Below are 19,663 nucleotides of genomic sequence, written 5' to 3' on the forward strand. Positions count from 1 at the left end.
TCGGAACTGACTTGCAGAAAGCCTCGAGTTCATCTCGAGGCTTTTCTTTGTACGGACTGCGGAAATCTGTCAGACATTGTCGGGAAAATCGATGTCGTCGAAGAATTTGTAATTGCTCAGGCTGGCGGGGGGAGCGAAGAAACATGCCACCTTCATCTCGACATCGGAGAGGTTCTGAAGCATATGGATCTCTCCTTTGGGGAACAATACCGCGCTTCCGGCTTTGACTGACGCAATCTCACCGTTGACCATGACGCGCCCATGTCCTGTGAGAATGTAGATCACCTCTTCGCCCTCCGGATGCGAGTGGGCCGGACGAACTTTATGGCCAGGTTCGATACGGATTACCGCCATCGTGCAGTATTGCGAACCGGTATTCTCGGCAGTCACGACCCATCGAAGTCTTCGCCCCGGAAGGTCCAGCTCTTCAACCGCCGCTTCGTCGATCACCTTTACTGCCATTCGCATCCTCCATCTCTCAGGCAAGCTCGCTTTGGACTCTGGCGGCAATCGCAACCGGGCTAAGGCCAAAGACCTCAATCAACTCTTCGTAGGTTGCGGAGTGAATAAATTGCTTCTCCCCCTCTGCGTCAAGAGTATTGATTGTTTTGACATGGCCTAGTTTGTCGAGACTCAATTTGTCGCCATGCCGGTACAGGACCTTCAGGAAGTTCTGCCAGAGATAGCCATTGTTTTGTTCGGCGAAGAACATAGGCAGTTCGGTCTCATACAGTTGGACCAGCAGCTCCTTGTCCACGGATGGCATGTCGACAACCATGACATTGATGCCATTCTTTGCACAAAGATCGCCTGCGGCAAGCGCTTCATGTACGCCGCGGCCACTGCTGATGAGAATGGCACGATCGCTCTCACTCTGCCGCAACACGTAGCCTTTTCCGTATTCAAACTCATAGTCGTTGTTGTAAAGCACGGCGGAGCCGGTGCGCATCACCCTGACATAGAGGAGGCCCTTATTGCCCTCCATCGTCCATCGCATGATAGAGAGCATCTGCTGCGGGCAGGAGACATCGATGATCTTCAGATGCGCAACCCCGTCGAAGGTCGTGGCGTCGTCGTTTCCCATATGGGTTGCGCCATTTGTCCGCGTCTCGAAGTTTGCTGCTGTTGCAAGGAACGTTACATCGAGGCCATGCCCTTCGCTCAGCCAGCCGTCGGCTGATTCCATTGCCTCGATCCGCTCCTGATGGCCGACTGCAATACGCCGCAGCACCTGCCAGTTGAAAAACGGGCAGAACGTGCTGCACCACGCGTTGTATCCGAGAGCGGCGAAGGCCTCAGCGATGAGCATCATGTTCGCCTCCGCAACGCCGGCGTTGAGGGCGCGCGTCTGATCGACCGCGGCCACACCCGCTTCCAGGCCGCTGGTCGACGCCAGATCGGAGTCGATGGACATCACTCGCGGATCGCGTGCAAAAACTTTCATTCCGGCAGTAATGATTTCAGCCGCACTGTAGCTCTTGCCGCGATCGAGTTTGGGAAGACCTGCTGCGTTGTAGCGAATCTGCTTGTCCCTTGCAGGCACGCGCTTCGTGAGAACTGGGCCGATGAACTGGCCCAGGAAGTCGCGGCTCTTCGATTCACTCGCATGGAGATGCATGCGCTCTGCTTCACTCAAAAAGAGGTCGCGCATCTCCTGTGCGTCGGGCATATCCGTCAAGCGATCGAGAAAAGCGATGAATTCAGCAACCCGATTCATTCGCTGCTGTTGCTGCAGCTCCAGCTCCTGGGCAAACAACGCGTCAGGCACTGTGACCTTATGTTTGTTGAGAAAGTCGGAGAACGCGCCAAACCCCTTCTTCGAATTGCAGAGGATCGCCGTTGGCTTGCCGTTGCGGGGGTTGTAACGGAAGCTGTGCAAGGCCTCGAAGACGCCGTCGTACCGCGTGGCATCGACATTGAATGTGTTCCAGCCGAACGACCGGAAGACCTCTTCAAGAGGGGGCATCGGGTAGAGCATTCGGTCGTGAATGTCCAGTTGACCGTTGTTTCTATCCACAAGAAGACAGAGATTATCCAGGCCGTGTTGGGAGGCATACATAATGACTTCCCAACACGATCCCTCTTGAAGCTCTCCATCGCCGACCATGCAGTAGGAGTCAAATTGCGGGCTGCTCTTACCTGCGATTGCGAACCCCTGCGCGACACCGATCCCTTGTCCCATGGGACCAGTTGCGATGTGGACTCCAGGCAGGATAGGGCCTGGGTGACCGTTCAGAAGGCTCGTGTGCGAGCGCGAGTTCCGCAGGATCGACTCGGGGATATATCCCAGTTCGGCGTAGATCGAGGCCATAGCTGCGACGGCGTGTCCCTTGCTAAGGGTAAAGATGTCTTGTCCGCGTCGCGTCGGGTCTTCGATATCCAGCCGGATAAAACCGCCGTAAAAGAGGGTGACGAGCGGCAGGATGGCCGAAAAAGCTCCTCCAGAATGAAGCCCTTTGTCGACGGCATCGCGGCTTTGTGCCAGCGTGAGGATGCGAATGTCGGAGTCTTTAATGGCAAGCAGCTTCAGCAGGCCTTCCCGGATGATGGCGTCGCGATGCAGGGATACGCCACGACTGGACACCCTCGACTCGGTAACAGAGAATGCTTGCGTGCTCATGCAGTAGGTCCTTTTCGTTGAGGTCAGTATTATTGCATAATACGCATTTATATTTGCGTAATATGAGCAACAGTATAGGGGCGGTCACGCACGACCGTCAAGCAGAGAAGGGGGACGTTGATGTAAGAACGCCAGACGCTTGTTCGCTAAATGGAAGACAGGAGAAGTATGCGCGTAGTCGTTATTGGCGGCACTGGACACATTGGGACGTATCTCACGCCCCGGCTGGTTGAGGATGGCCACACGGTGCTCTGCGTGAGCCGCGGCCTTAAAACTCCCTATCGCGATCATCCGACATGGAAGACTGTCGAGAACGTTTTCGTGGACCGGGCGGCGGAGGAATCTGCGGGAACCTTCGGGGAACGTATCGCGTCGCTCGATGCAGACGTTGTGATCGACCTGACCTGTTACAAGCCTGAAAGCGCGGAACTGCTGACGGAAGCGCTGCTGGACCGCGTCAAACATTTTCTTCATTGCGGGACAATCTGGGTACACGGGCACAGCAGCGAAGTCCCAACGCTGGAAGATGCACCGCGCTCACCCTTCGGCGAGTACGGTATAAGGAAAGCCACGATTGAAGCGTATCTGCTTCGCATGGCGCGAGAGAATCATTTTCCGGCCACTGTTCTTCATCCGGGGCATCTTGTAGGAGTTGGATGGAACCCCATCAATCCTCAAGGCCACTTCAATCCTGAAGTGTTTTCCGATCTCGCACATGGCAAACAACTGTCGCTGCCGCATCTTGGAATGGAGACAGTGCACCACGTACACGCCGACGATGTTGCCCTGGCATTCCAGTGCGCAGTAGCACAACGAAGCTCCGCGATCGGGGAGAGCTTTCACGTCGTCTCGCCCGCTGCGTTGACACTTCGCGGATTTGCGGAGCAGATGGCCCACTGGTTCGGCCGTCCCGCAACGTTGGCCTTTCTGCCATGGGAGGAATGGAAGAGAACCGTTGCAGAGAAAGATGCGGCGGCTACCTGGGACCACATCGCCCATTCGCCGAACTGCAGCATCGCGAAGGCGCGAGCGTTGCTTGGCTACCGGCCCAGGTATACCTCGCTTCAGGCGGTTCAGGAAGCCGTAACGGATATGAAACGGCGTGGCGTCATGGATGGCGAATAGGAGCCACAGACAACGCCACGCTTCAAGAAGCTAGCGGCTCTCATTCCAATGCACCATCGGCAGTCCAGGCACCGGGGCGCGGAAGTAGGGAATGCTGTGAGCACGCAACGATCCGATGTAAACCGTTTGAAGGTCAGGTCCACCAAAGGTGACGCTGGCCATCCACGGTGCGATGCCGCGGCCGGTAGCGAATAGAACCTCTTCAGTTACAGCGCCTGCACGAAATTGATCTTCGAGCGCCGTTACTCTGGCGGGATCGCCTTCGTCGAGAAGAACTCTCAGGTCGCCTTGTGGTGTGAGCACAAAGAGCTTGTCTGAATAGACGCACGTCCCCCACAGGTTGCCGATGCTGTCGAAGGCAATGCCGTCGGGCCAGGCTCCGGTGCCCAGGCTGCTGGGGCCGAAGATCTCCCGCTCGCCGAGAGAGCCATCTTCATGCACACGGAGCCGGCTGATGCATCCGCCGGTCGTCTCTACGACGTACATGTACTCCTCTTTCGCGTCCATTCGAATCTCGTTGGTGAAGTGAAAGCCCTCGGCGACGATGTGGAACTTACCGTCAATGTATCGTGCGATATAACCATCCGGCAGGTCGGGCCGCAGCGCGTGCATCCAGTTCTTGATTCTGGTTGAAATGGTGATCCAGATACGCCCCCTGGAATCGCGCAGGACAAAATTTACTTTGCCGATCGCTTCTCCATCGATGCTGTCGGCGAGCACCTTCGATTCGCCCGAGCGAGTCATGATCTCGAGGCGGTCCGTGCCGAAGTTCGAGATCAGGATGTCTCCATTTGGAGCAAACGCCAGCCCGTTGGGGAGTGTGCCGGTCAGATACCGCGTCGCCTCGCTATCTGCCTCTGCGAAGTGAGCGGAGATTTTCTGCGTGACGATCTCCTGCGTTCCATCGTGACGCATACGGACGACGCCTCCGCGTGAATCCGCCGACCACAAGGTCCCATCCTTCTCCGCGAGGATACATTCGGGCCTTTGCAGGCCATGACCGATATATTGCAGCTTGGATTTATCGATTCCAAAATCCAGAACAGGGTTTTCCATCCGCGCTCCTATTGTTGCTTATTATGCAAAATAGTTTGCTTGATAAGCTCGACCAAAGGCAAGCAAGGAGGGAGGGCTTTTCGCAAACACTCCAGCGCAGCAGCGCAATGTGCTTCGTGCTTTTGGGAGGAGAATCTCGTCAGGCGGTTTCGTCGGCAGCATCGTCAGCATTGCTGAGAAGCTCGCCGATCTTCGTTGCGCACTGTACGACCCGTTTGGAATACGCGGGGAAATGTTCCTTGAGGAAACGCGAGGCCGGCGCCGAGATTCCAATCGACCCAACGATGATGCTGTCATTCAGGCGGATCGGTGCGGCAACGCAACGCATGCCTTCCATGAATTCCGCTTCGTCGAGTGCATATCCCCGCTGCCGGATTCCAGAGCACTCCTTTACGAGCGCGGGAAAAGTTTTAATCGTTGTCTTGGTGAATGATTGCAACGAGCCGCTGCCAAAGATCGACTTCAACTCCTGCTCATTGGCATCCGCAAGCAGGGCCTTGCCATGAGCCGTGGCGTGGAGGGGCACCAATTCACCGGTCTGTCCGGCGACGACAATGACATGGCGCGCATGCACGGAGTCGATGAACAAGGCATTCTTTCCTTCGCGAATGGCAAGATGCGCCGTCTCATTGAGACCGTTGGCAAGTGCCTTCAGCTCGTTGTGGGCCACCCGGACGAGCATATTGCTCCAGTCATACTGTCGAGAGAGCGTCCAGATGGCCGAACCTAAGATGTAGTCTTTCCGGCCTGCGGGGCTGGAGAGAAAACCGCGACGACGCAAAGTCTGGGCAAGACGGAAGGCGCTGCTCCGGTCTACATTCAGAAGCTCGGCGAGTTCGCCAAGGTTCACAGGCTGCTTGGATGTCGCCACCGCCTGAAGAATCGTCAGGCCACGGTCAAGGCTCTGAATGAAGGGAAGCTGCGCTGCTTTTTTTGCCATTTACTCTTTGCGCTCACGCTCTGAATTCGACTCCTATGGTCCGGAGGTAATCCCTGCTTTCTCTTGCCAGAGTGGCCGGAGGGGTAGGAGATGGGGTCCTGGAATCGTTGTCTAGCTCGACCATTACCATACCACTAATCTTTCTGCCCTCCATCATCTTCAAGATGGCCCGGACGTCGACGGTGCCCTGCCCGAGGGGACAATAACCCGCGAGGCGCTCGTCCTTCCCGTTGTAGTCCTTCAGGTGCATATGCTGCACGATTGGCAGGAAGTCCTTAACGACCTTCACGGCATCCTGACCGCCCTTCGTAAGTTGCCCCACGTCGGGACCAAACTTCAGGTGCCGCGTATCGACCGATTCGAGCACAGCGTAGGTCTCATCCCTCGACTCGATGCAGGTGCCGGTGTGCTGATGCAAAACCGGCGTCAGCCCTTCCTGCTCGACCACGAGCGCAAGCTCGTTCAGTGCGCTGACAATCGTTGTCCTGTTCGCGGGAAAGTCGTACGTCTTTCGATCGACCGGATTTGGGCCAACGACAAATATCCTGCCGTTGCACTGCTTGATCAGCTTGCACCAGTTTTTTGCTCTGGCGATCTCATCGGCTTTCCGTGACGGCTCGGTCAGATTCATCGTGCAATAGCCCGAGATAAGCGGTAGCCGATTTTTTTCGAGAACGGCTTCGAGGCCTCCCTTGCTCTGCCAATGGGAAAGCACGTCGCCAAAGGTCTCGAACCCATAAAAGCCCAGCGACGAGACCGACTGAATCGCCAGATCAACCTGATCGTTCCTCCAGGTGATTCCGGTATAGCCCACATGGGTTCGCAGTTTTCTGGGCGGGGCGGCAAGGCCGGATTGCGCGACTTGCATTGCGGCGACGGCGGCGAGCGAGGCCAATACATCACGACGGGTAAACATTCGACTCAAGAAAGGCCTCCTCGATGAATTGCGCAAAACGCATAAAAAATTGCATATGTCGCAATAACCTTGCTACAGCGATTTATCCATTGTCAAGGGGAGCTCTTGATTTCCCAGCGGCTTAACGAAGGTCTTCCGCGTCGCCAGGGAATCGGAAAAGCAGGCTTGACCAATTCTCATGCTGCCGATAAGATTCTTCAAGATTGCACATTGTGCAATAAGAATCTCGTTTCACGCAATATGCGTGATTGCGCTGGAATCGAGATTTACATGGCAATCGCAAAGGAGCCGCCTTGCCGAACTACACAAGTTTTGGACTCAATGACAAGGTTGCAATCGCGACGGGGGCCTCTCAAGGCATTGGACGCGCAATTGCCTTGGGGTTGGCACAGGCGGGCGCCCATTTGGTTCTCGCAAAGTATCCTGGCCCTCGAATGCACGAAATTGAAGAAGTGCAGCGAGAGATTGAAGCTCTTGGGCGCAGGGCGCTGATCGTTGTGACCGATGTCAACAAGGTGGAAGATTGCCGTTCCCTCATCGATAAGACGATAGACGCCTTCGGCCGGGTCGATATTCTCGTGAACAACGCCAGTTGGACAGGGACCGGCGATGCGATCGATGTCACGGAAGAAGAGTACGACAGGACCTTCGACGCCAGCGTCAAGAGTGTGTTCTTCGCCTCTCAGGCAGCGGCGCGCGTCATGCTTCAACAGGCGGGAGGTGGACGAATCATTCATATTGGTTCGAACTTTGGCGAAGTCGCCTTCAAGAAACGGGCTGTCTATGCAGCTGCGAAGGCCGCCGTCCATCATATGGCGAAGGCGCTTTCGCTGGAGTGGGCCGATAGAGGAGTGGTGGTCAATACGGTAGCGCCGTGCATCACCGAAACGGAATCGCGCAAAAACATTCTTGAGCGGCCGGGGTATAAAGAGTGGGCCACCCAGGAGATGATCCCCCGTGGACGATGGAATCAACCCGAAGACATTGTCGGCGCCGTTCTGTTTCTGTCGAGTGACCTGGCATCTATGATCGTTGGCCACACGCTGATGGTCGATGGTGGCTGGACGATTCACTGAGGCTGGCCCGTGACGCTCGCTGGACGTATCTCAAGCAAAACGAAGAGCCTAAAGGACAAGAGATGAAGCTGAAAAACAGGATCGCCGTTGTTACGGGAGCAGGCCAGGGCATCGGACGGGGAATCGCCGAGATCTTCGCGAACGAAGGGGCGGATATCGTCGTCAACGATCTGGAGGCGGATTCCAGAACGGCAGAAGTGAAAAAGGCGATTGAATCGAAGGGTGTCCGCTGCGAGGTCATCGCCGGCGACGTGACGAAGCGGGACGATGTAGAGAACCTGTTCGATCAAACATGGAGTCTGCTGGGGCCGGCGGACATCCTGGTGAACAACGCCGGCATCGAGACGATCGTTCCTTTTACCGAGCTTACCGATGAGCAGTGGGAGGCCGTGACCAATACCAACCTCAAAAGTGTGTGGATGTGCGCACAAACGTTTTGCAAGCGCCTGATTGCAGAACATCGCAAGGGCGCGATCGTCAACATTGGGTCAATCCAGGCGGCGCGCGTTCTTCCTGGCCGGACGCACTATGCGCCCAGCAAGCTGGCCATCGAAGCTCTCACGCGGAATATCTCCGCAGAAGTTGGACCTAACGGAATCCGTGTCAATTGTATTCATCCAGGCTTGATCGACACACCGATGATTCAGTGGGTTCTGCAGAGTCCAGAGATACTTCCTCAGGTAACCGGCCAGATCTCCCTTGGACGACCTGGCCTGCCCTGTGAAGTTGGGGCCGTTGCAGCGTTTCTGGTCTCCGATGAATCAGCCTACGTCACCGGTCAGTCTCTCTATGTCGATGGTGGATGGGTAGGAAAATAATGGCAAGCGCAAGACCCGCTGATTCATCTGGGGCTCTGGTGAGCATCTATAGATTCGGGAGCGGAATTGCCTCGGCATGATTTGTAGATGCGGAGCACGAGATCAAGCGCGCGGTACCCATCCTCACCCGAGCACAAGGGCTCTCTGCCCGTGCGACATGCCTCGGCGAAGTCAAGGAACTGCCGCTCGAATGGGACTACTGAGATGGCCATCGGGTCCGATGCTCCTGAAGCGCTCTTCGTCTCCACGGGCGCGGATTCGCCTGCATCATCGTGAACGGCCCACGTCGTGAGCTTGTCGCCGGTGAGGATGGCGGTGCCTTTTGTGCCGTGAATCTCGACGCGCTCCGGGTAGCCTGGCCAGATCGCCGTTGAAGCCTGGATGACGCCGGTTGCGCCGTTCTCATAACGGAGCAGGGCACTGACGACGTCCTCCGACTCGATGCGGTGCAGCGCTCCAAGCTGCCATTCGGCGGAGACTCGCGCGACGGGGCCGATCAGATAGAGGAGCAGATCGACCTGATGGATTCCCTGGTTGATGAGCGCGCCGCCGCCTTCAACCTTCCAACTGCCCTTGATGGGGCGGCTGTAATACTCCGCTGAGCGGTGCCACTTCACGTAAGCGTCGGCTTGCAGGATGCGGCCGAGGCGTCCTTGCTGAATGGCGCGCTTCAAAAAGATTGTCGAGTCGTCGAAGCGGCGCTGGCTGACGACGCCGAGTTGAATGCCGGCGTCCGCCGCAACGGAGATCATCGTCCGCGCGGTTGCCAGGTCGATCGCCATCGGCTTCTGCACGAGGAGGTGTTTGCGGTTTTCTGCGCACAACTCCGCAACGGGGAGGCGGAAGTCGGGGAAGGTGCACAGGTCGACGTAGTCGATCCTGGGATGACGGCACAACTCTTCTACGGTCGCGACGTACTCCGCTCCATGCTCCGCGGCAAAGGCCTGCCCTTTGCTTGCGGTGTGGTTGGTGCAGGCGACGATCTCAAAGCCTATATTTCTATAGGCAAGCGCATGCTTCGCAGAGATAGCGCCGGTTCCAACGATTCCTACGCGCAAGCTGAAGGGCCCTCCGAGGGGGATGGTTAAACTTTGACGCCGATCTTCTGCTCGAGATAGTTTTTGCTGATAACGGCCGACTCCTTCGGCGTTCCCGATTTGTCAGGGACGCGGTCGAGCTCGACGATGGCCCATCCGTTGAACGCGACCTGGTCGAGCGCGGCAAAGACGCCGGGAAGATCGACGCGTCCGCGTCCAAGCTCGACGAACTCGAACGGATACATCGCCTTTGGCGTGTTTGCAGGAATATCGCGAACGTCCTTGAGGTGCATGAACAGAAGCCTGTCATGGTACTTGCGGATCATCTGAACCGGGTCGCCTCCTCCTGCGACTGCGTGCGCGGTATCGAGCTCGAGCTTGACGTACTTCGGGTCGGAGTTCTCAAGGATGATGTCGAGGTTTTCGGGCTTCTGGCTCAGCGTATTGAGGTGGTTGTGATAGCCGAGCGGGATGCCGATATCGGCTGTGCGTTTGCCAAGCTCCGTAAGCAATTTGCCGAGGCGCTTGCACTCGTCGGGGGTGGCGGTGCGCGTGTAGCTGGTGAGTTTGTCCAGTATCTGGAGATAGCGTCCGCCTGAGTCCTTCACGAACTGCGCATGGGCAAGATGCGTTGCAAGCTGGGGGGGCTCGGGACCATCGAGCGAGAGGTCGCCGCTGGAGAGCGCAGTGAAGGTGAGCTTGCGCCGGGCGAGAAGCTCTTTGAGCTCGGCGGGCTTGAATTCGGTGAGGGCATTGGCGCGCAACTGGATGCCTTTGTAGCCGACGGCGGAGATGTCGTCGATCGACTGGCGTATCTCGTTGCCCCAGGTGATGGCGGCATAGCCGAACTGGATGCGGCTCTTGCGGGGGGCCGCGAATGAGGGCAACGATGCAGCGGCGGCAGCAGCGGTAAGGCCTGCCACAAAGGTCCGTCTCGACAGGTTGGGGTTCATCGGTGCGATCTCCTTTGGATTCAACCACGATATCAAAGCTGCGAATGAATTGAGTGCTATGGAGCAGTGGAGGTTGCATGGAGACGCTAATCGCTCAAGACGCCGGTTGAATTCTGACTCTTCGTGACGGATGATCGTATTCGTTGACCGGTGAGCCGAATGGGGCGGCTCTTTCGTCTGATAGCAGATGGAGGTGCAGATGCGCGGTCTCCAGATGGCGGCGATAGTGATGGCGGTTCCGGGAGTGATCCTCGGGGCGGTCCTTGCCCAGGAGGCGTTTCGCGAGTATCCCTCTGTCGAATATGGGCGGAACATTCCGCTTCCTCTGGACTGGCAGAGACCGGGGGAGTGGACGTTTGCACGGTTGATGTTTCCTCCGGGGCCTTTGGATGGATATCGTGGGCGGTTCGATGGCCCGTGGCAGGAAGGGTTGTCGCTGTGGACGCAGGATTATCCACGCGCCGACCGCGCCATGGCCAATGCGGTGCGGCGCTTAACCAGGGTGGATGCGCGCTCGGTGGAACAGGCTGTGAATCCCGACGACGGCGACGAGATCTACAACTGGCCGTGGCTCTATGCGGTGCAGGTGGGAGAGTGGGGGCTTACGGAGAAACAGGCGCAAAAGCTGCGCGACTACCTGCTGCGGGGAGGCTTCTTTATGGCCGACGACTGCCACGGCACCGAGGAGCAGGCCTACTTCGAAAAGACGATGAAGATGGTCTTTCCGGACCGCGAGCTGGTGGATATCCCGAACGACGATCCGATCTTCCATACGGTCTTCAACCTGGACAACCGCTTTCAGATACCGGGGGCGGAGCATCTGCGCACGGGGCATAAGAAGGATGGCTATGTCGCCCATTGGAAGGGAATCTACGACGACAAGGGCCGCATCATGGTGGCTTTCTCGTTGAACTCCGACCTGGGGGACTCGTGGGAGTTTCTGGACGACCCGCGTTACCCGGCGAAGTACTCGGTGCTGGGGACGGAGATCGGGGTGAATTATGTGGTGTATGCGATGACGCACTGAGGTGGCGCCGTGGCAGGTTGTAATCGAGCGATTCGATTTATAGGTGGTTGGATGGCGCCTGTATTTCATCCCACCCTTCGCTACCGCGAAGGATGGGGCACCCGGCTTGCTGTGGAGCAACGTGTGGCGAAAACAAGCAACAGCAAGGACAAATACGGGGATTCTTCGCTTCGCTCAGAATGACGACGTGAGACACGAGATGACGACGTGGGGTGGCACTGGATGATCAGGTGTAGCGGAAGAGGGCTTTGAAGCCGTAGTCCATGTGCTGCTGGATGTGGCAGTGGAAGAGGGAGAGGCCCGGCTGGTCGGCGGTGAAGTCGACGGTCGCTCGTCCGTAGTAGGGGACGACGACGGTGTCCTTAATAATGCCTGCGGTTTTTTTGCCGTTGATCTCGACCAGCTCCCACAGGTGGCGATGCAGGTGCATGGGGTGGGCGTCGTCGGAGCGGTTGCGCATGATGAGCCGGTAGCGGACTCCTCGTTCGAGGACGAACTCACGGTCGTGCGGGTAGGGTTTGCCGTTGACGAGCCACGAGTTGAACTTGCCTGCGCCTCCGGGAAGCTTCTCAAAGACGGTTTCGATGGTTCTTTGGGGCTCGGGCGATTTGATTGCGGGGTTGCCGAAGATGGTGTAGTCCCAGGGTGCTTTGGGTGGGTCGATCCACTGCGGCTGGCGGTGCTGTCCGGCGTACTCGACGACGATGCCGAGGCCGGATTCGCGGACCATCTTTTCGGTTGAGCCGAGTATCCAGACGCCGGGTTGCGTCATCTCGACGACGACGTCGGCGCGTTCGCCGGTGCCGAGGAAGAGTGAATCGACCATCTGCGGCGTGGGTACGGGGTTGCCGTCGAGGGCGATGACCTTCATCCTGTGGCCGGCGAAGGCGATGCGGCGGTTTTCGATGGCGCTGGCGTTGAGGAAGTGGATGAGCAGGTGCTGGCCCTCGCGCACGCGGATCGGTTCGCCCGCGCCGAGGGCCTTGTCGTTGATGGAGTAGGTCATCGATCCGACTTCGAGGCCGTTGGGGTCGGTGTTCAAGGTCGCCGGCTTTTCGGGGGTGGGGCCGTTGTGCGAGTCGTCATCGTCGTCTTCCATGGTGGCGGTGAAGAAGGGCTCCCAGTCGCGCAGGGCGAGGAAGAGCTCCTGGTCGTAGCGGCCGGGGTCGTGGGCGGGTTCGACGTAGACGAAGCCGAACTGGCCGGTGAAGGCGCCCTTGTGGAGGTCGTCCATGGCCATGGCGTGGGAGTGATACCAGCGGCTGCCGGCCGGGCCGGGGGTGAGCTGGTAGCGGTGGCGGCCGTGCGGTGCGACGAGGGGCGAGCCTTCTTCTTCGGTGCCGTCGACCTCGGGCGGGATGAGCATGCCGTGCCAGTGGACGAGCTCGGGGGTGTCGGTGTCGTTGATGACCTCGACGGTGACGGGTTTGCCGTCGCGCATACGCAGGACAGGGCCTGGGGCGGTGCCGTTGTAGCCGATGGTGGAGATGATATGCGAGCGGTCGAGCTCGACGGTGACGGGGGCGATGCGGAGGGTGTAGTCGGCTTTGCCGGCCGCTGTCGGCGCTGGCGACTGGGCGAGCAAGGGGACGCGAGAGATTCCAGACCGGGCGGCGGCAAGAGCGCCAATTTTGAGCAGATCGCGCCGTTTCATCGAGATCACTCCGTCAGGTGGCAGAAAACAAAGTTCATTTGCTACAAAACGATGCCTTGCTACGTCTACTGTCTATTAGACAGGGTAAGCAGGCGTTCCGGTACTCTTCATGTTGCTCCATTGCAGCCGGAGGTTTCGATGAAGCTCTCGCAAGCCGCAGCCGTATCGGTGGTCCTGGCGATCTGCTGCGCTGGATTACGAGGGTATCAGCGGGTTGCCGACTTTGGCTTTGGCAATGACGATTCTCCGACAAATATCAAGGCGGAGTTTTACTGGTCGCGGCTGGCATTTGCGACGAACCTGCAAGGGATGAACAGCTTTGGGGGGCGCGGGTACTGGTGGAGAAATGCGTGGTCGCGCGACTACCCGAAGGCCGACCGCCAGTTCCTGATTGCGATGCACCGGCTGACGCGCATCGACGGACGCCCGATGGAGCAGGTGGTGACGCTCGACTCCGACGAGATCTTCAACTATCCGTGGATTTATGCCGTCCAGGTGCAGATGTGGTCGTTCACCGATAAGGAGGCGCAGAGGCTGCGCGAGTACCTGCTGAAGGGTGGCTTCCTGATGGTGGATGACTTTCATGGGACGGAAGACTGGGAGAACTTCATGAACGGGATGCGGCAGGTGCTTCCGGACCATCCCGTGGAGGACCTGAAGAGCGGCGACGAGATCTTTCATACGCTGTACGACGTTGACGACAAGATGCAGATTCCGGGCGAGCAGTGGATTCGCACCGGGCGCACGTATGAGAAGGACGGCTATCAGCCGAAGTGGCGTGCGATTCGCGACGACAAGGGGCGCATCATGGTGGCGATCTGCCACAACATGCACCTGGGCGACGCGTGGGAGTGGGCAGACGATCCGAACTACCCGGAGCCGTTTGCTTCGATGGCGTTTCGCGTGGGGCTGGATTACATCATCTATGGCATGACGCATTAGATCGTTTTGGCACGGGAAATTTTCGTCCAGGTTTGTGCAGGCATGTTTGAGCTGTTGTTAAAATATCCGGGGCCGGTGTTTAGCAGGGGGCACTTTGTCCTTCTGTCGGCGTGGCCTGCGTGGCTGCTGGTTGTGCTGATTGCGATTGCGGCGGGAGCACTGGCGCTGCTTACGTACCGGCGGATTGCCGATGCGGCGCCGAAGCTGAGGAACTGGCGCGTATGGGTGCTGTGGGCGATGCAGTCTGCGTTTGTGGCGCTGGTGCTGCTGCTGCTATGGCAGCCGGCGATGATGGTGGCGGCGCTGACCTCGCAGCAGAACATTATTGCCGTGGTGGTGGACTCGTCGAAGAGCATGGCGATCGCCGATGAGAACGGAAAGACGCGAGAGGCGGCGGCGATCGATGTGCTTCAGAATGGCGTGTTGGCCGGGATACAGAAACGCTTCCAGACGCGTTTGTATCGCATGGGCGGCGGCCTGACGAAGATCGACGGGCTAGGCGGAGTTCAGCCGACGGATGGCGCGACGAACATCAACGGCGGATTGAAAAAACTGGCGGAGGACACGGCCGACCTGCCCGTGGGGGCCGTGCTGCTGCTGAGCGATGGCAGCCAGAATATGGCTGAGGCTGGAGGGTCGGGAATTGCGCTGGAGACGCTGAGCGCTCTCGGGAACCGGCGGCTGCCGGTGCATACGGTCGGCTTCGGGCGGACGGAGATTGCGCACGATGTGGAGATGGAGGGTGTGAGCGTAGCCGTGAATGCGGTGGTGAACTCGCGCATGCAGGCGGCCCTCAGTTTTGAGCAGCACGGCTACGCGGGGCAGACGGCGAAGGTCACGGTGAGGGACGGAGACAAAACGATTGCGACGCGCGAGGTGAATCTGGCCCCGGATGGCGTGATGCAGACGGAGCCGGTCTTCTTCTCCGCAGGAGAGGCGGGGGCGAGGAGTCTTCAGTTTGCGATTGAGCCGATCGCGGGGGAAGAGAACGCTAGCAACAATGCGATGACGCGCCCTGTGCTGGTGAGCGATGCGAAGCGGAGGATTCTGTACGTCGAGGGCGAACCGCGGTGGGAGTTCAAGTTTATTCGCAGGGCGGAGGATGACGACCCGACGATACAACTGGTCTCGATGCTGCGGACGAGCGAGAACAAGATCTACAGGCAGGGGATCAAAGACCCGAGCGAGCTTGCGGATGGGTTTCCTTCGCGCGCGGAGGACCTGTTTGGGTATGCCGGCATCATTGTGGGGTCGGTGGATGCGGACTACTTTACGCCGCTGCAGCGGGAGCTTCTGCGCGAGTACGCAGACAGGCGCGGAGGAGGCGTGCTGTTCCTGGGTGGACACACGTCTTTGAGCGACGGGGGCTGGGGGGCTTCAAGCGTAAGCGAGATGTTTCCGACGTTCCTGCCGCCGGGGCGCAACAGCTTTCATCGTAATGCGGCGACGGTGGAACTGACGCCGGAGGGTGTGGATTCGGCGATCACGCGGCTGCTGGATGATCCGGTGAAGAACGCGGAGCGATGGAAGAAGCTGACGTATCTGGCGGACTATCAGGATGCCGGGTCGCCCAAGCCCGGTGCAGTTGTGCTGGTGGAGATGAATGCGGGGAGGCGCAAGCTGCCGCTTTTGATCACGCAGAGGTATGGTCATGGGCGCACGGCGATTCTGGCGACGGGCGGGACGTGGCGGTGGCAGATGAGCGAGCCTCTGGGCGATCGCTCGCACGATCTCTTCTGGCAGCAACTGCTACGGTGGCTGGTGGCGGACTCGTCGGGCCCAGTAACGGCGTCCGCTTCGGCGCACACGTTGATGGACGACGGAAATATACGGCTGAGTGCTAGTGTGCGCAATGCGCAGTTTCAGCCGGCGGTGAACGCGCATGTGACGGCGCACATGATGGGGCCGGGAGGAGTGGATGCGCTGATCGAGCTCCAGCCTTCGCAGAATACTGCGGGTGAATACTCGGCGGCGTGGACAGCGGAGCGGCCGGGGGGCTACCTTGCCGAGGTGGTTGCGCAGGATGCGGGCGGGCAGAAGCAGGAGCTTGGACGCGATACGCTGGCGTTTCGGCGCGAGGACGGTGTTGCTGAGGAGTTTCACACGGAGCAGAACCGCGAGTTGCTGCAACAGCTTTCGTCGCAGACGGGAGGGCGCTACTGGAGGCCGGAGAATGTGAAGGACCTGCCGGAGAATATCTCCTACTCCGAGGCGGGAGTGGCCGTGCGCACGACGAATGAGTTGTGGAACATGCCTGTGGTCTTTCTGCTGCTGGCAGGGTTGCTGGCCTCCGAGTGGCTGCTGCGACGAAGGTGGGGGATCGTATGAGAGCTGCGCGGACATGGATGAGGTGCGGAGCCGTTATGTGCATGTTCTGCGCGGCCCTGTGCATCGCTGTGTCCTCTGCGCGGGCCGATACGTACTACGTCGTCGTTGCGGGGCTGGGAGGCGAGCCCGACTACGAGCAGAGGTTTGCCGCAGCGGCGAAGGACCTGGACAAGGTCTTCAAGGAGGCGAGCGCGAATGTTCCGGTTCGTGTGTTGTCGGGGCAAGCAGCAACGGCGGCAAAGTTCAAAGAGGCAATGGCGGCGGTGGCGCGCGATGCCAAGGCGGGCGACGATTTCGTTCTGGTGCTGATCGGGCATGGTTCTTTCGATGGCGCGGAGTATAAGTTCAACCTGGTTGGCCCCGATGTTACGGGCGAAGAGATTGCCGAGATGTGCAATCGCATTCAATCGCGAAGGCAGCTTGTTGTGGACACGACGAGCGCGAGCGGCGGCGCAATGCGCGCTCTGGAGAGACCGGGGCGCGGCGTGATTACGGCGACGAAGTCGGGCACGGAGAAGAATGCGACCGTGTTTGCAAGGTACTGGGTGGAGGCGTTGCAGGACCCGGCGGCGGACACGGACAAGAGCGATTCGATCAGCGCGCTGGAGGCGTTCACCTATGCGGCGAAGAAGACGGCGGCGTTCTATGACTCGCAGAAGCGGCTGGCGACGGAGCACGCGGTCTTCAACGATACGGGCGCCGGCGAGGCTGTGCGCGAGGCCGATGCGCGGCAGGGCGCGCTGATGTCGAGCTTCACGCTGCTTCGGCTGGGCAAGAGCCAGCAGGCGGCCAACGATCCTGCGAAGCGTCAACTGCTGTTGCAGAAGGAAGAGATCGAACAGAAGATTGACGGGCTGAAGTATCAGAAGGCAGCGATGGAGCCCGGGGACTATAAGAAGCAGTTGACGGAGCTGCTGCTTGAGCTGGCGAAGGTGCAGCAGGAGCTGGACAAATGAGGCGCGCTCTCGATCTTGCGGCGCTGTTGCTGGTGTCGACGGCTGCGCTCGCCGCTGTGCCGGGCGATTGCTGGCTGCTGCGCAAGTATGGTCAGGAAGACAAGGCGCGCGCCTGCTTCGAGCAACTGACGCGAAGCGGGAACGCGGCTACTCGTGCAGAGGGGTTCTGGGGGCTTGAGGAGTGGGACCAGGCCAACGAGCAGTTTCGGCTGGCGACGCAGTCTGCGAACAGCCAAGCGGAAGACAAGGTTCGCTGGGGAATGCTGCTCCATGAGCGCTTCAACAATAAAGATGCGGCGGACCTGTTTCGCGAGGCGCTGGCAAAGGAGCCTGCGAATGCGGACGCGTATGTCGGGCTGGCGATCGTTTCGGCGGAGAGCTTCGATGGGAAGGCCACGGTATACCTCAACAAGGCGATCGCTCTTGATGCGAAGCGCGCGGATGCGCACGAGCTGTTGGCAGGTATCGCCCTGGAAAACGATGACCGTCAGATGGCGGCGAGCGAAGCCGACAAGGCGATTGCGCTGGAGAGCGATGCGCTGGATGCGATGGCGGTCCACGCGGCGCTTGAGGTGATCGATGAGCGCACTGCGGATGCGTGGCTGGCGAAGATCGCAGCGATTAACCCGCACTACGGCACGGCTTACGCGCACATTGCGCATCACCTGGAGATGCACTACAGGCACGAGGATGCGGTGAGCTATTACCGCAAGGCGGTGGAGGCAGAGCCGCGCCTGTGGTCGGCGCATTCAGCGTTGGGTATTGGATTGATGCGGCTTGGGCAGCAGGAGGAGGCGCAGAAAGAACTGGAGCTGAGCTACAACAACGGCTATCGCGATGCCGCGACGGTGAACAGTCTGCGGCTGCTGGATAGCTATAAGAACTACGTCACGCTGCGCGATGACACGACGGTGTTGAAGCTGAAGAAGACTGAGGCCGATCTGTTGCGGCCTTATCTGCAGGACGAGCTGCATACGATTCTGAAGACGTATGACGCGAAGTATGCGATGAAGCTGCCTGCTCCGGTGCAAGTGGAGGTGTATCCCGATCATGAGGATTTTGCCGTGAGGACGATGGGGATGCCGGGGCTGGGAGCGTTGGGCGTGACGTTTGGCGAGGTCATCGCGATGGACAGCCCTTCGGCACGCAGACCCGGCGACTTCAACTGGGGCGCAACGTTGTGGCATGAGATGAGCCATGTGTATGTGCTGACGGCGACGAAGAACCATGTTCCGCGATGGTTTACGGAGGGCCTGGCGGTCCACGAGGAGGGGGAGCGTTCGGCGGAGTGGAGCAACCGGGCGACGCCGGAGGTGCTGATCGCCATCAGAGACAAGAAGCTGTTGCCGGTGCTGAAGCTGGACCGCGGCTTTGTGTATCCGGAGTATCCGTCGCAGGTGGTGGTGTCGTATTTTCAGGCCGGGAGCATCTGCGACTTTATCAAGTTGAAGTGGGGCGAGGCGAAACTGCTGGCGATGGTGCGCTCGTATGCGCAGCTACAGACGACGGCGTATGTGGTGGAGCACGACCTTGGGATGCCGCCGGAGGAGTTCGACAAGCAATATATTGCCTGGATCGAGAAGCGCTATGGAAGCGAGGCGCAGCACTTCGACGAATGGCGCGTCAAGATGAAGACGGTTGCGATGGCGGCGCGAGAGAAAGATGCGGAATCGGTGATTGCGCAAGGGCCTGCGGCGATCGCGCTCTACCCGGAGTATGTGGGTGAGGGAAGCGTGTATGAGCTGATGGCGGATGCGTTCAAGGCGAAGAATGAAGCGAGCGCGGAGGAGCGTTTGCTCGCCGCATACGAACATGCGGGAGGGCAGGAGCCGTCGGCGTTGAAACGGCTGGCGGCGCTGGAGGAGACGCGCGGAGATAAGGCTGCCGCCGCGGCGACGCTGGAGGGGGTGAACTATATCTACCCGGTCAACGATGAGGAGCTTCATCACCGTCTTGGCGATCTGCTGTATGCGCAGCAGAGGTTTGATGGCGCGGCACGCGAGTACGCGGCGGCGGTTGCGTCGCGCCCGGTGGACAAGGCAGGTGCGGAGTATCGTCTGGCGCAGGCTTATTTTGCAGCGGGCCGCAGAGGCGAGGCCGAAGAGAGCGTGCTGGCTGCGCTGGAGATTGCTCCGGGATACGTGCCGGCGCAGAAGCTGTTGCTGGAGTTGCACCAGGCTGCGGGGAAATAAGATGGGAAATTATTTGAGGGGAT

16 protein-coding genes are annotated in these 19,663 nt (G+C 59.2%); 8 read left to right on the top strand and 8 right to left on the bottom strand.

What is annotated here, in order from left to right:
• Nucleotides 1-69: 69 nt before the first annotated feature.
• Nucleotides 70-462: a cupin domain-containing protein gene (locus JSS95_16985; GenBank protein ID MBS1801508.1), complete on the bottom strand. Its 393-nt coding sequence runs from the start codon at nt 460-462 to the stop codon at nt 70-72.
• Between the two features lie 16 nt (nt 463-478).
• On the bottom strand, nt 479-2,620 hold the full coding sequence (locus tag JSS95_16990) for a transketolase (GenBank protein MBS1801509.1): 2,142 nt from the start codon (nt 2,618-2,620) through the stop codon (nt 479-481).
• 168 nt (nt 2,621-2,788) lie between these two features.
• Between JSS95_16990 and JSS95_16995 the strand changes: the two genes are divergently transcribed.
• The gene (locus JSS95_16995) at nt 2,789-3,745 is read left to right on the top strand and encodes an NAD-dependent epimerase/dehydratase family protein (protein MBS1801510.1); all 957 of its coding nucleotides are present in this window, start codon (nt 2,789-2,791) and stop codon (nt 3,743-3,745) included.
• A gap of 30 nt (nt 3,746-3,775) precedes the next feature.
• On the opposite strand, the gene JSS95_17000 is transcribed toward JSS95_16995, so the two are convergent.
• The 3 genes from JSS95_17000 to JSS95_17010 all read right to left on the bottom strand — a co-directional run bounded on the left by JSS95_17000 (nt 3,776) and on the right by JSS95_17010 (nt 6,666).
• Nucleotides 3,776-4,801 (bottom strand): SMP-30/gluconolactonase/LRE family protein, encoded by a 1,026-nt coding sequence (locus JSS95_17000; GenBank protein ID MBS1801511.1) that lies wholly within the window; start codon nt 4,799-4,801, stop codon nt 3,776-3,778.
• A gap of 139 nt (nt 4,802-4,940) precedes the next feature.
• Nucleotides 4,941-5,741: an IclR family transcriptional regulator gene (locus JSS95_17005; protein MBS1801512.1), complete on the bottom strand. Its 801-nt coding sequence runs from the start codon at nt 5,739-5,741 to the stop codon at nt 4,941-4,943.
• Between the two features lie 13 nt (nt 5,742-5,754).
• On the bottom strand, nt 5,755-6,666 hold the full coding sequence (locus JSS95_17010) for a TIM barrel protein (protein MBS1801513.1): 912 nt from the start codon (nt 6,664-6,666) through the stop codon (nt 5,755-5,757).
• Nucleotides 6,667-6,950: 284 nt separating this feature from the next.
• Between JSS95_17010 and JSS95_17015 the strand changes: the two genes are divergently transcribed.
• Together JSS95_17015 and JSS95_17020 are read left to right on the top strand one after the other, a co-directional pair.
• A complete protein-coding gene (locus JSS95_17015; GenBank protein MBS1801514.1) occupies nt 6,951-7,733 on the top strand; it encodes an SDR family oxidoreductase in 783 nt (260 codons plus the stop codon).
• Nucleotides 7,734-7,795: 62 nt separating this feature from the next.
• Nucleotides 7,796-8,551 (top strand): SDR family oxidoreductase, encoded by a 756-nt coding sequence (locus JSS95_17020; protein MBS1801515.1) that lies wholly within the window; start codon nt 7,796-7,798, stop codon nt 8,549-8,551.
• Between the two features lie 23 nt (nt 8,552-8,574).
• Here JSS95_17020 and JSS95_17025 read toward each other — a convergent pair whose 3' ends face one another.
• Both JSS95_17025 and JSS95_17030 read right to left on the bottom strand, forming a co-directional pair.
• Entirely contained in the window at nt 8,575-9,609 is a 1,035-nt protein-coding gene (locus tag JSS95_17025) for a Gfo/Idh/MocA family oxidoreductase (protein ID MBS1801516.1), read from the bottom strand.
• Between the two features lie 26 nt (nt 9,610-9,635).
• Nucleotides 9,636-10,541: a TIM barrel protein gene (locus JSS95_17030; GenBank protein MBS1801517.1), complete on the bottom strand. Its 906-nt coding sequence runs from the start codon at nt 10,539-10,541 to the stop codon at nt 9,636-9,638.
• A 199-nt stretch (nt 10,542-10,740) separates the two neighbouring features.
• Between JSS95_17030 and JSS95_17035 the strand changes: the two genes are divergently transcribed.
• Nucleotides 10,741-11,568 (top strand): DUF4159 domain-containing protein, encoded by an 828-nt coding sequence (locus JSS95_17035; GenBank protein ID MBS1801518.1) that lies wholly within the window; start codon nt 10,741-10,743, stop codon nt 11,566-11,568.
• A gap of 226 nt (nt 11,569-11,794) precedes the next feature.
• Here the strand turns inward: JSS95_17035 and JSS95_17040 are convergent, their stop codons facing one another.
• The gene (locus JSS95_17040) at nt 11,795-13,222 is read right to left on the bottom strand and encodes a multicopper oxidase domain-containing protein (protein ID MBS1801519.1); all 1,428 of its coding nucleotides are present in this window, start codon (nt 13,220-13,222) and stop codon (nt 11,795-11,797) included.
• A gap of 138 nt (nt 13,223-13,360) precedes the next feature.
• On the opposite strand from JSS95_17040, the gene JSS95_17045 reads away from it, so the two are divergent.
• The 4 genes from JSS95_17045 to JSS95_17060 are packed head-to-tail and all read left to right on the top strand — an operon-like array spanning nt 13,361 to nt 19,640.
• A complete protein-coding gene (locus tag JSS95_17045) occupies nt 13,361-14,164 on the top strand; it encodes a DUF4159 domain-containing protein (GenBank protein ID MBS1801520.1) in 804 nt (267 codons plus the stop codon).
• 42 nt (nt 14,165-14,206) lie between these two features.
• Nucleotides 14,207-16,492, top strand: a complete 2,286-nt coding sequence (locus JSS95_17050; protein MBS1801521.1) for a hypothetical protein — start codon at nt 14,207-14,209, stop codon at nt 16,490-16,492.
• Nucleotides 16,493-16,527: 35 nt separating this feature from the next.
• A complete protein-coding gene (locus JSS95_17055; GenBank protein MBS1801522.1) occupies nt 16,528-17,448 on the top strand; it encodes a hypothetical protein in 921 nt (306 codons plus the stop codon).
• Nucleotides 17,445-19,640: a tetratricopeptide repeat protein gene (locus JSS95_17060; protein ID MBS1801523.1), complete on the top strand. Its 2,196-nt coding sequence runs from the start codon at nt 17,445-17,447 to the stop codon at nt 19,638-19,640. The genes JSS95_17055 and JSS95_17060 overlap by 4 nt, the downstream gene beginning before the upstream one ends.
• Nucleotides 19,641-19,663 lie beyond the last annotated feature (23 nt).

This window comes from Acidobacteriota bacterium (genome assembly GCA_018268895.1).
Taxonomy (GTDB): Bacteria; Acidobacteriota; Terriglobia; order Terriglobales; family Acidobacteriaceae; genus Edaphobacter.

Coding starts and splice junctions, on each gene's coding strand:
- JSS95_17040 (MBS1801519.1), bottom strand. CDS start 13,222: ATGAAACGGCGCGATCTGCTCAAAATTGGCGCTCTTGCCGCCGCCCGG.
- JSS95_16995 (MBS1801510.1), top strand. CDS start 2,789: ATGCGCGTAGTCGTTATTGGCGGCACTGGACACATTGGGACGTATCTC.
- JSS95_17000 (MBS1801511.1), bottom strand. CDS start 4,801: ATGGAAAACCCTGTTCTGGATTTTGGAATCGATAAATCCAAGCTGCAA.
- JSS95_17050 (MBS1801521.1), top strand. CDS start 14,207: ATGTTTGAGCTGTTGTTAAAATATCCGGGGCCGGTGTTTAGCAGGGGG.
- JSS95_17030 (MBS1801517.1), bottom strand. CDS start 10,541: ATGAACCCCAACCTGTCGAGACGGACCTTTGTGGCAGGCCTTACCGCT.
- JSS95_17005 (MBS1801512.1), bottom strand. CDS start 5,741: ATGGCAAAAAAAGCAGCGCAGCTTCCCTTCATTCAGAGCCTTGACCGT.
- JSS95_16990 (MBS1801509.1), bottom strand. CDS start 2,620: ATGAGCACGCAAGCATTCTCTGTTACCGAGTCGAGGGTGTCCAGTCGT.
- JSS95_17045 (MBS1801520.1), top strand. CDS start 13,361: ATGAAGCTCTCGCAAGCCGCAGCCGTATCGGTGGTCCTGGCGATCTGC.
- JSS95_17020 (MBS1801515.1), top strand. CDS start 7,796: ATGAAGCTGAAAAACAGGATCGCCGTTGTTACGGGAGCAGGCCAGGGC.
- JSS95_16985 (MBS1801508.1), bottom strand. CDS start 462: ATGGCAGTAAAGGTGATCGACGAAGCGGCGGTTGAAGAGCTGGACCTT.
- JSS95_17055 (MBS1801522.1), top strand. CDS start 16,528: ATGTGCATGTTCTGCGCGGCCCTGTGCATCGCTGTGTCCTCTGCGCGG.
- JSS95_17060 (MBS1801523.1), top strand. CDS start 17,445: ATGAGGCGCGCTCTCGATCTTGCGGCGCTGTTGCTGGTGTCGACGGCT.
- JSS95_17035 (MBS1801518.1), top strand. CDS start 10,741: ATGCGCGGTCTCCAGATGGCGGCGATAGTGATGGCGGTTCCGGGAGTG.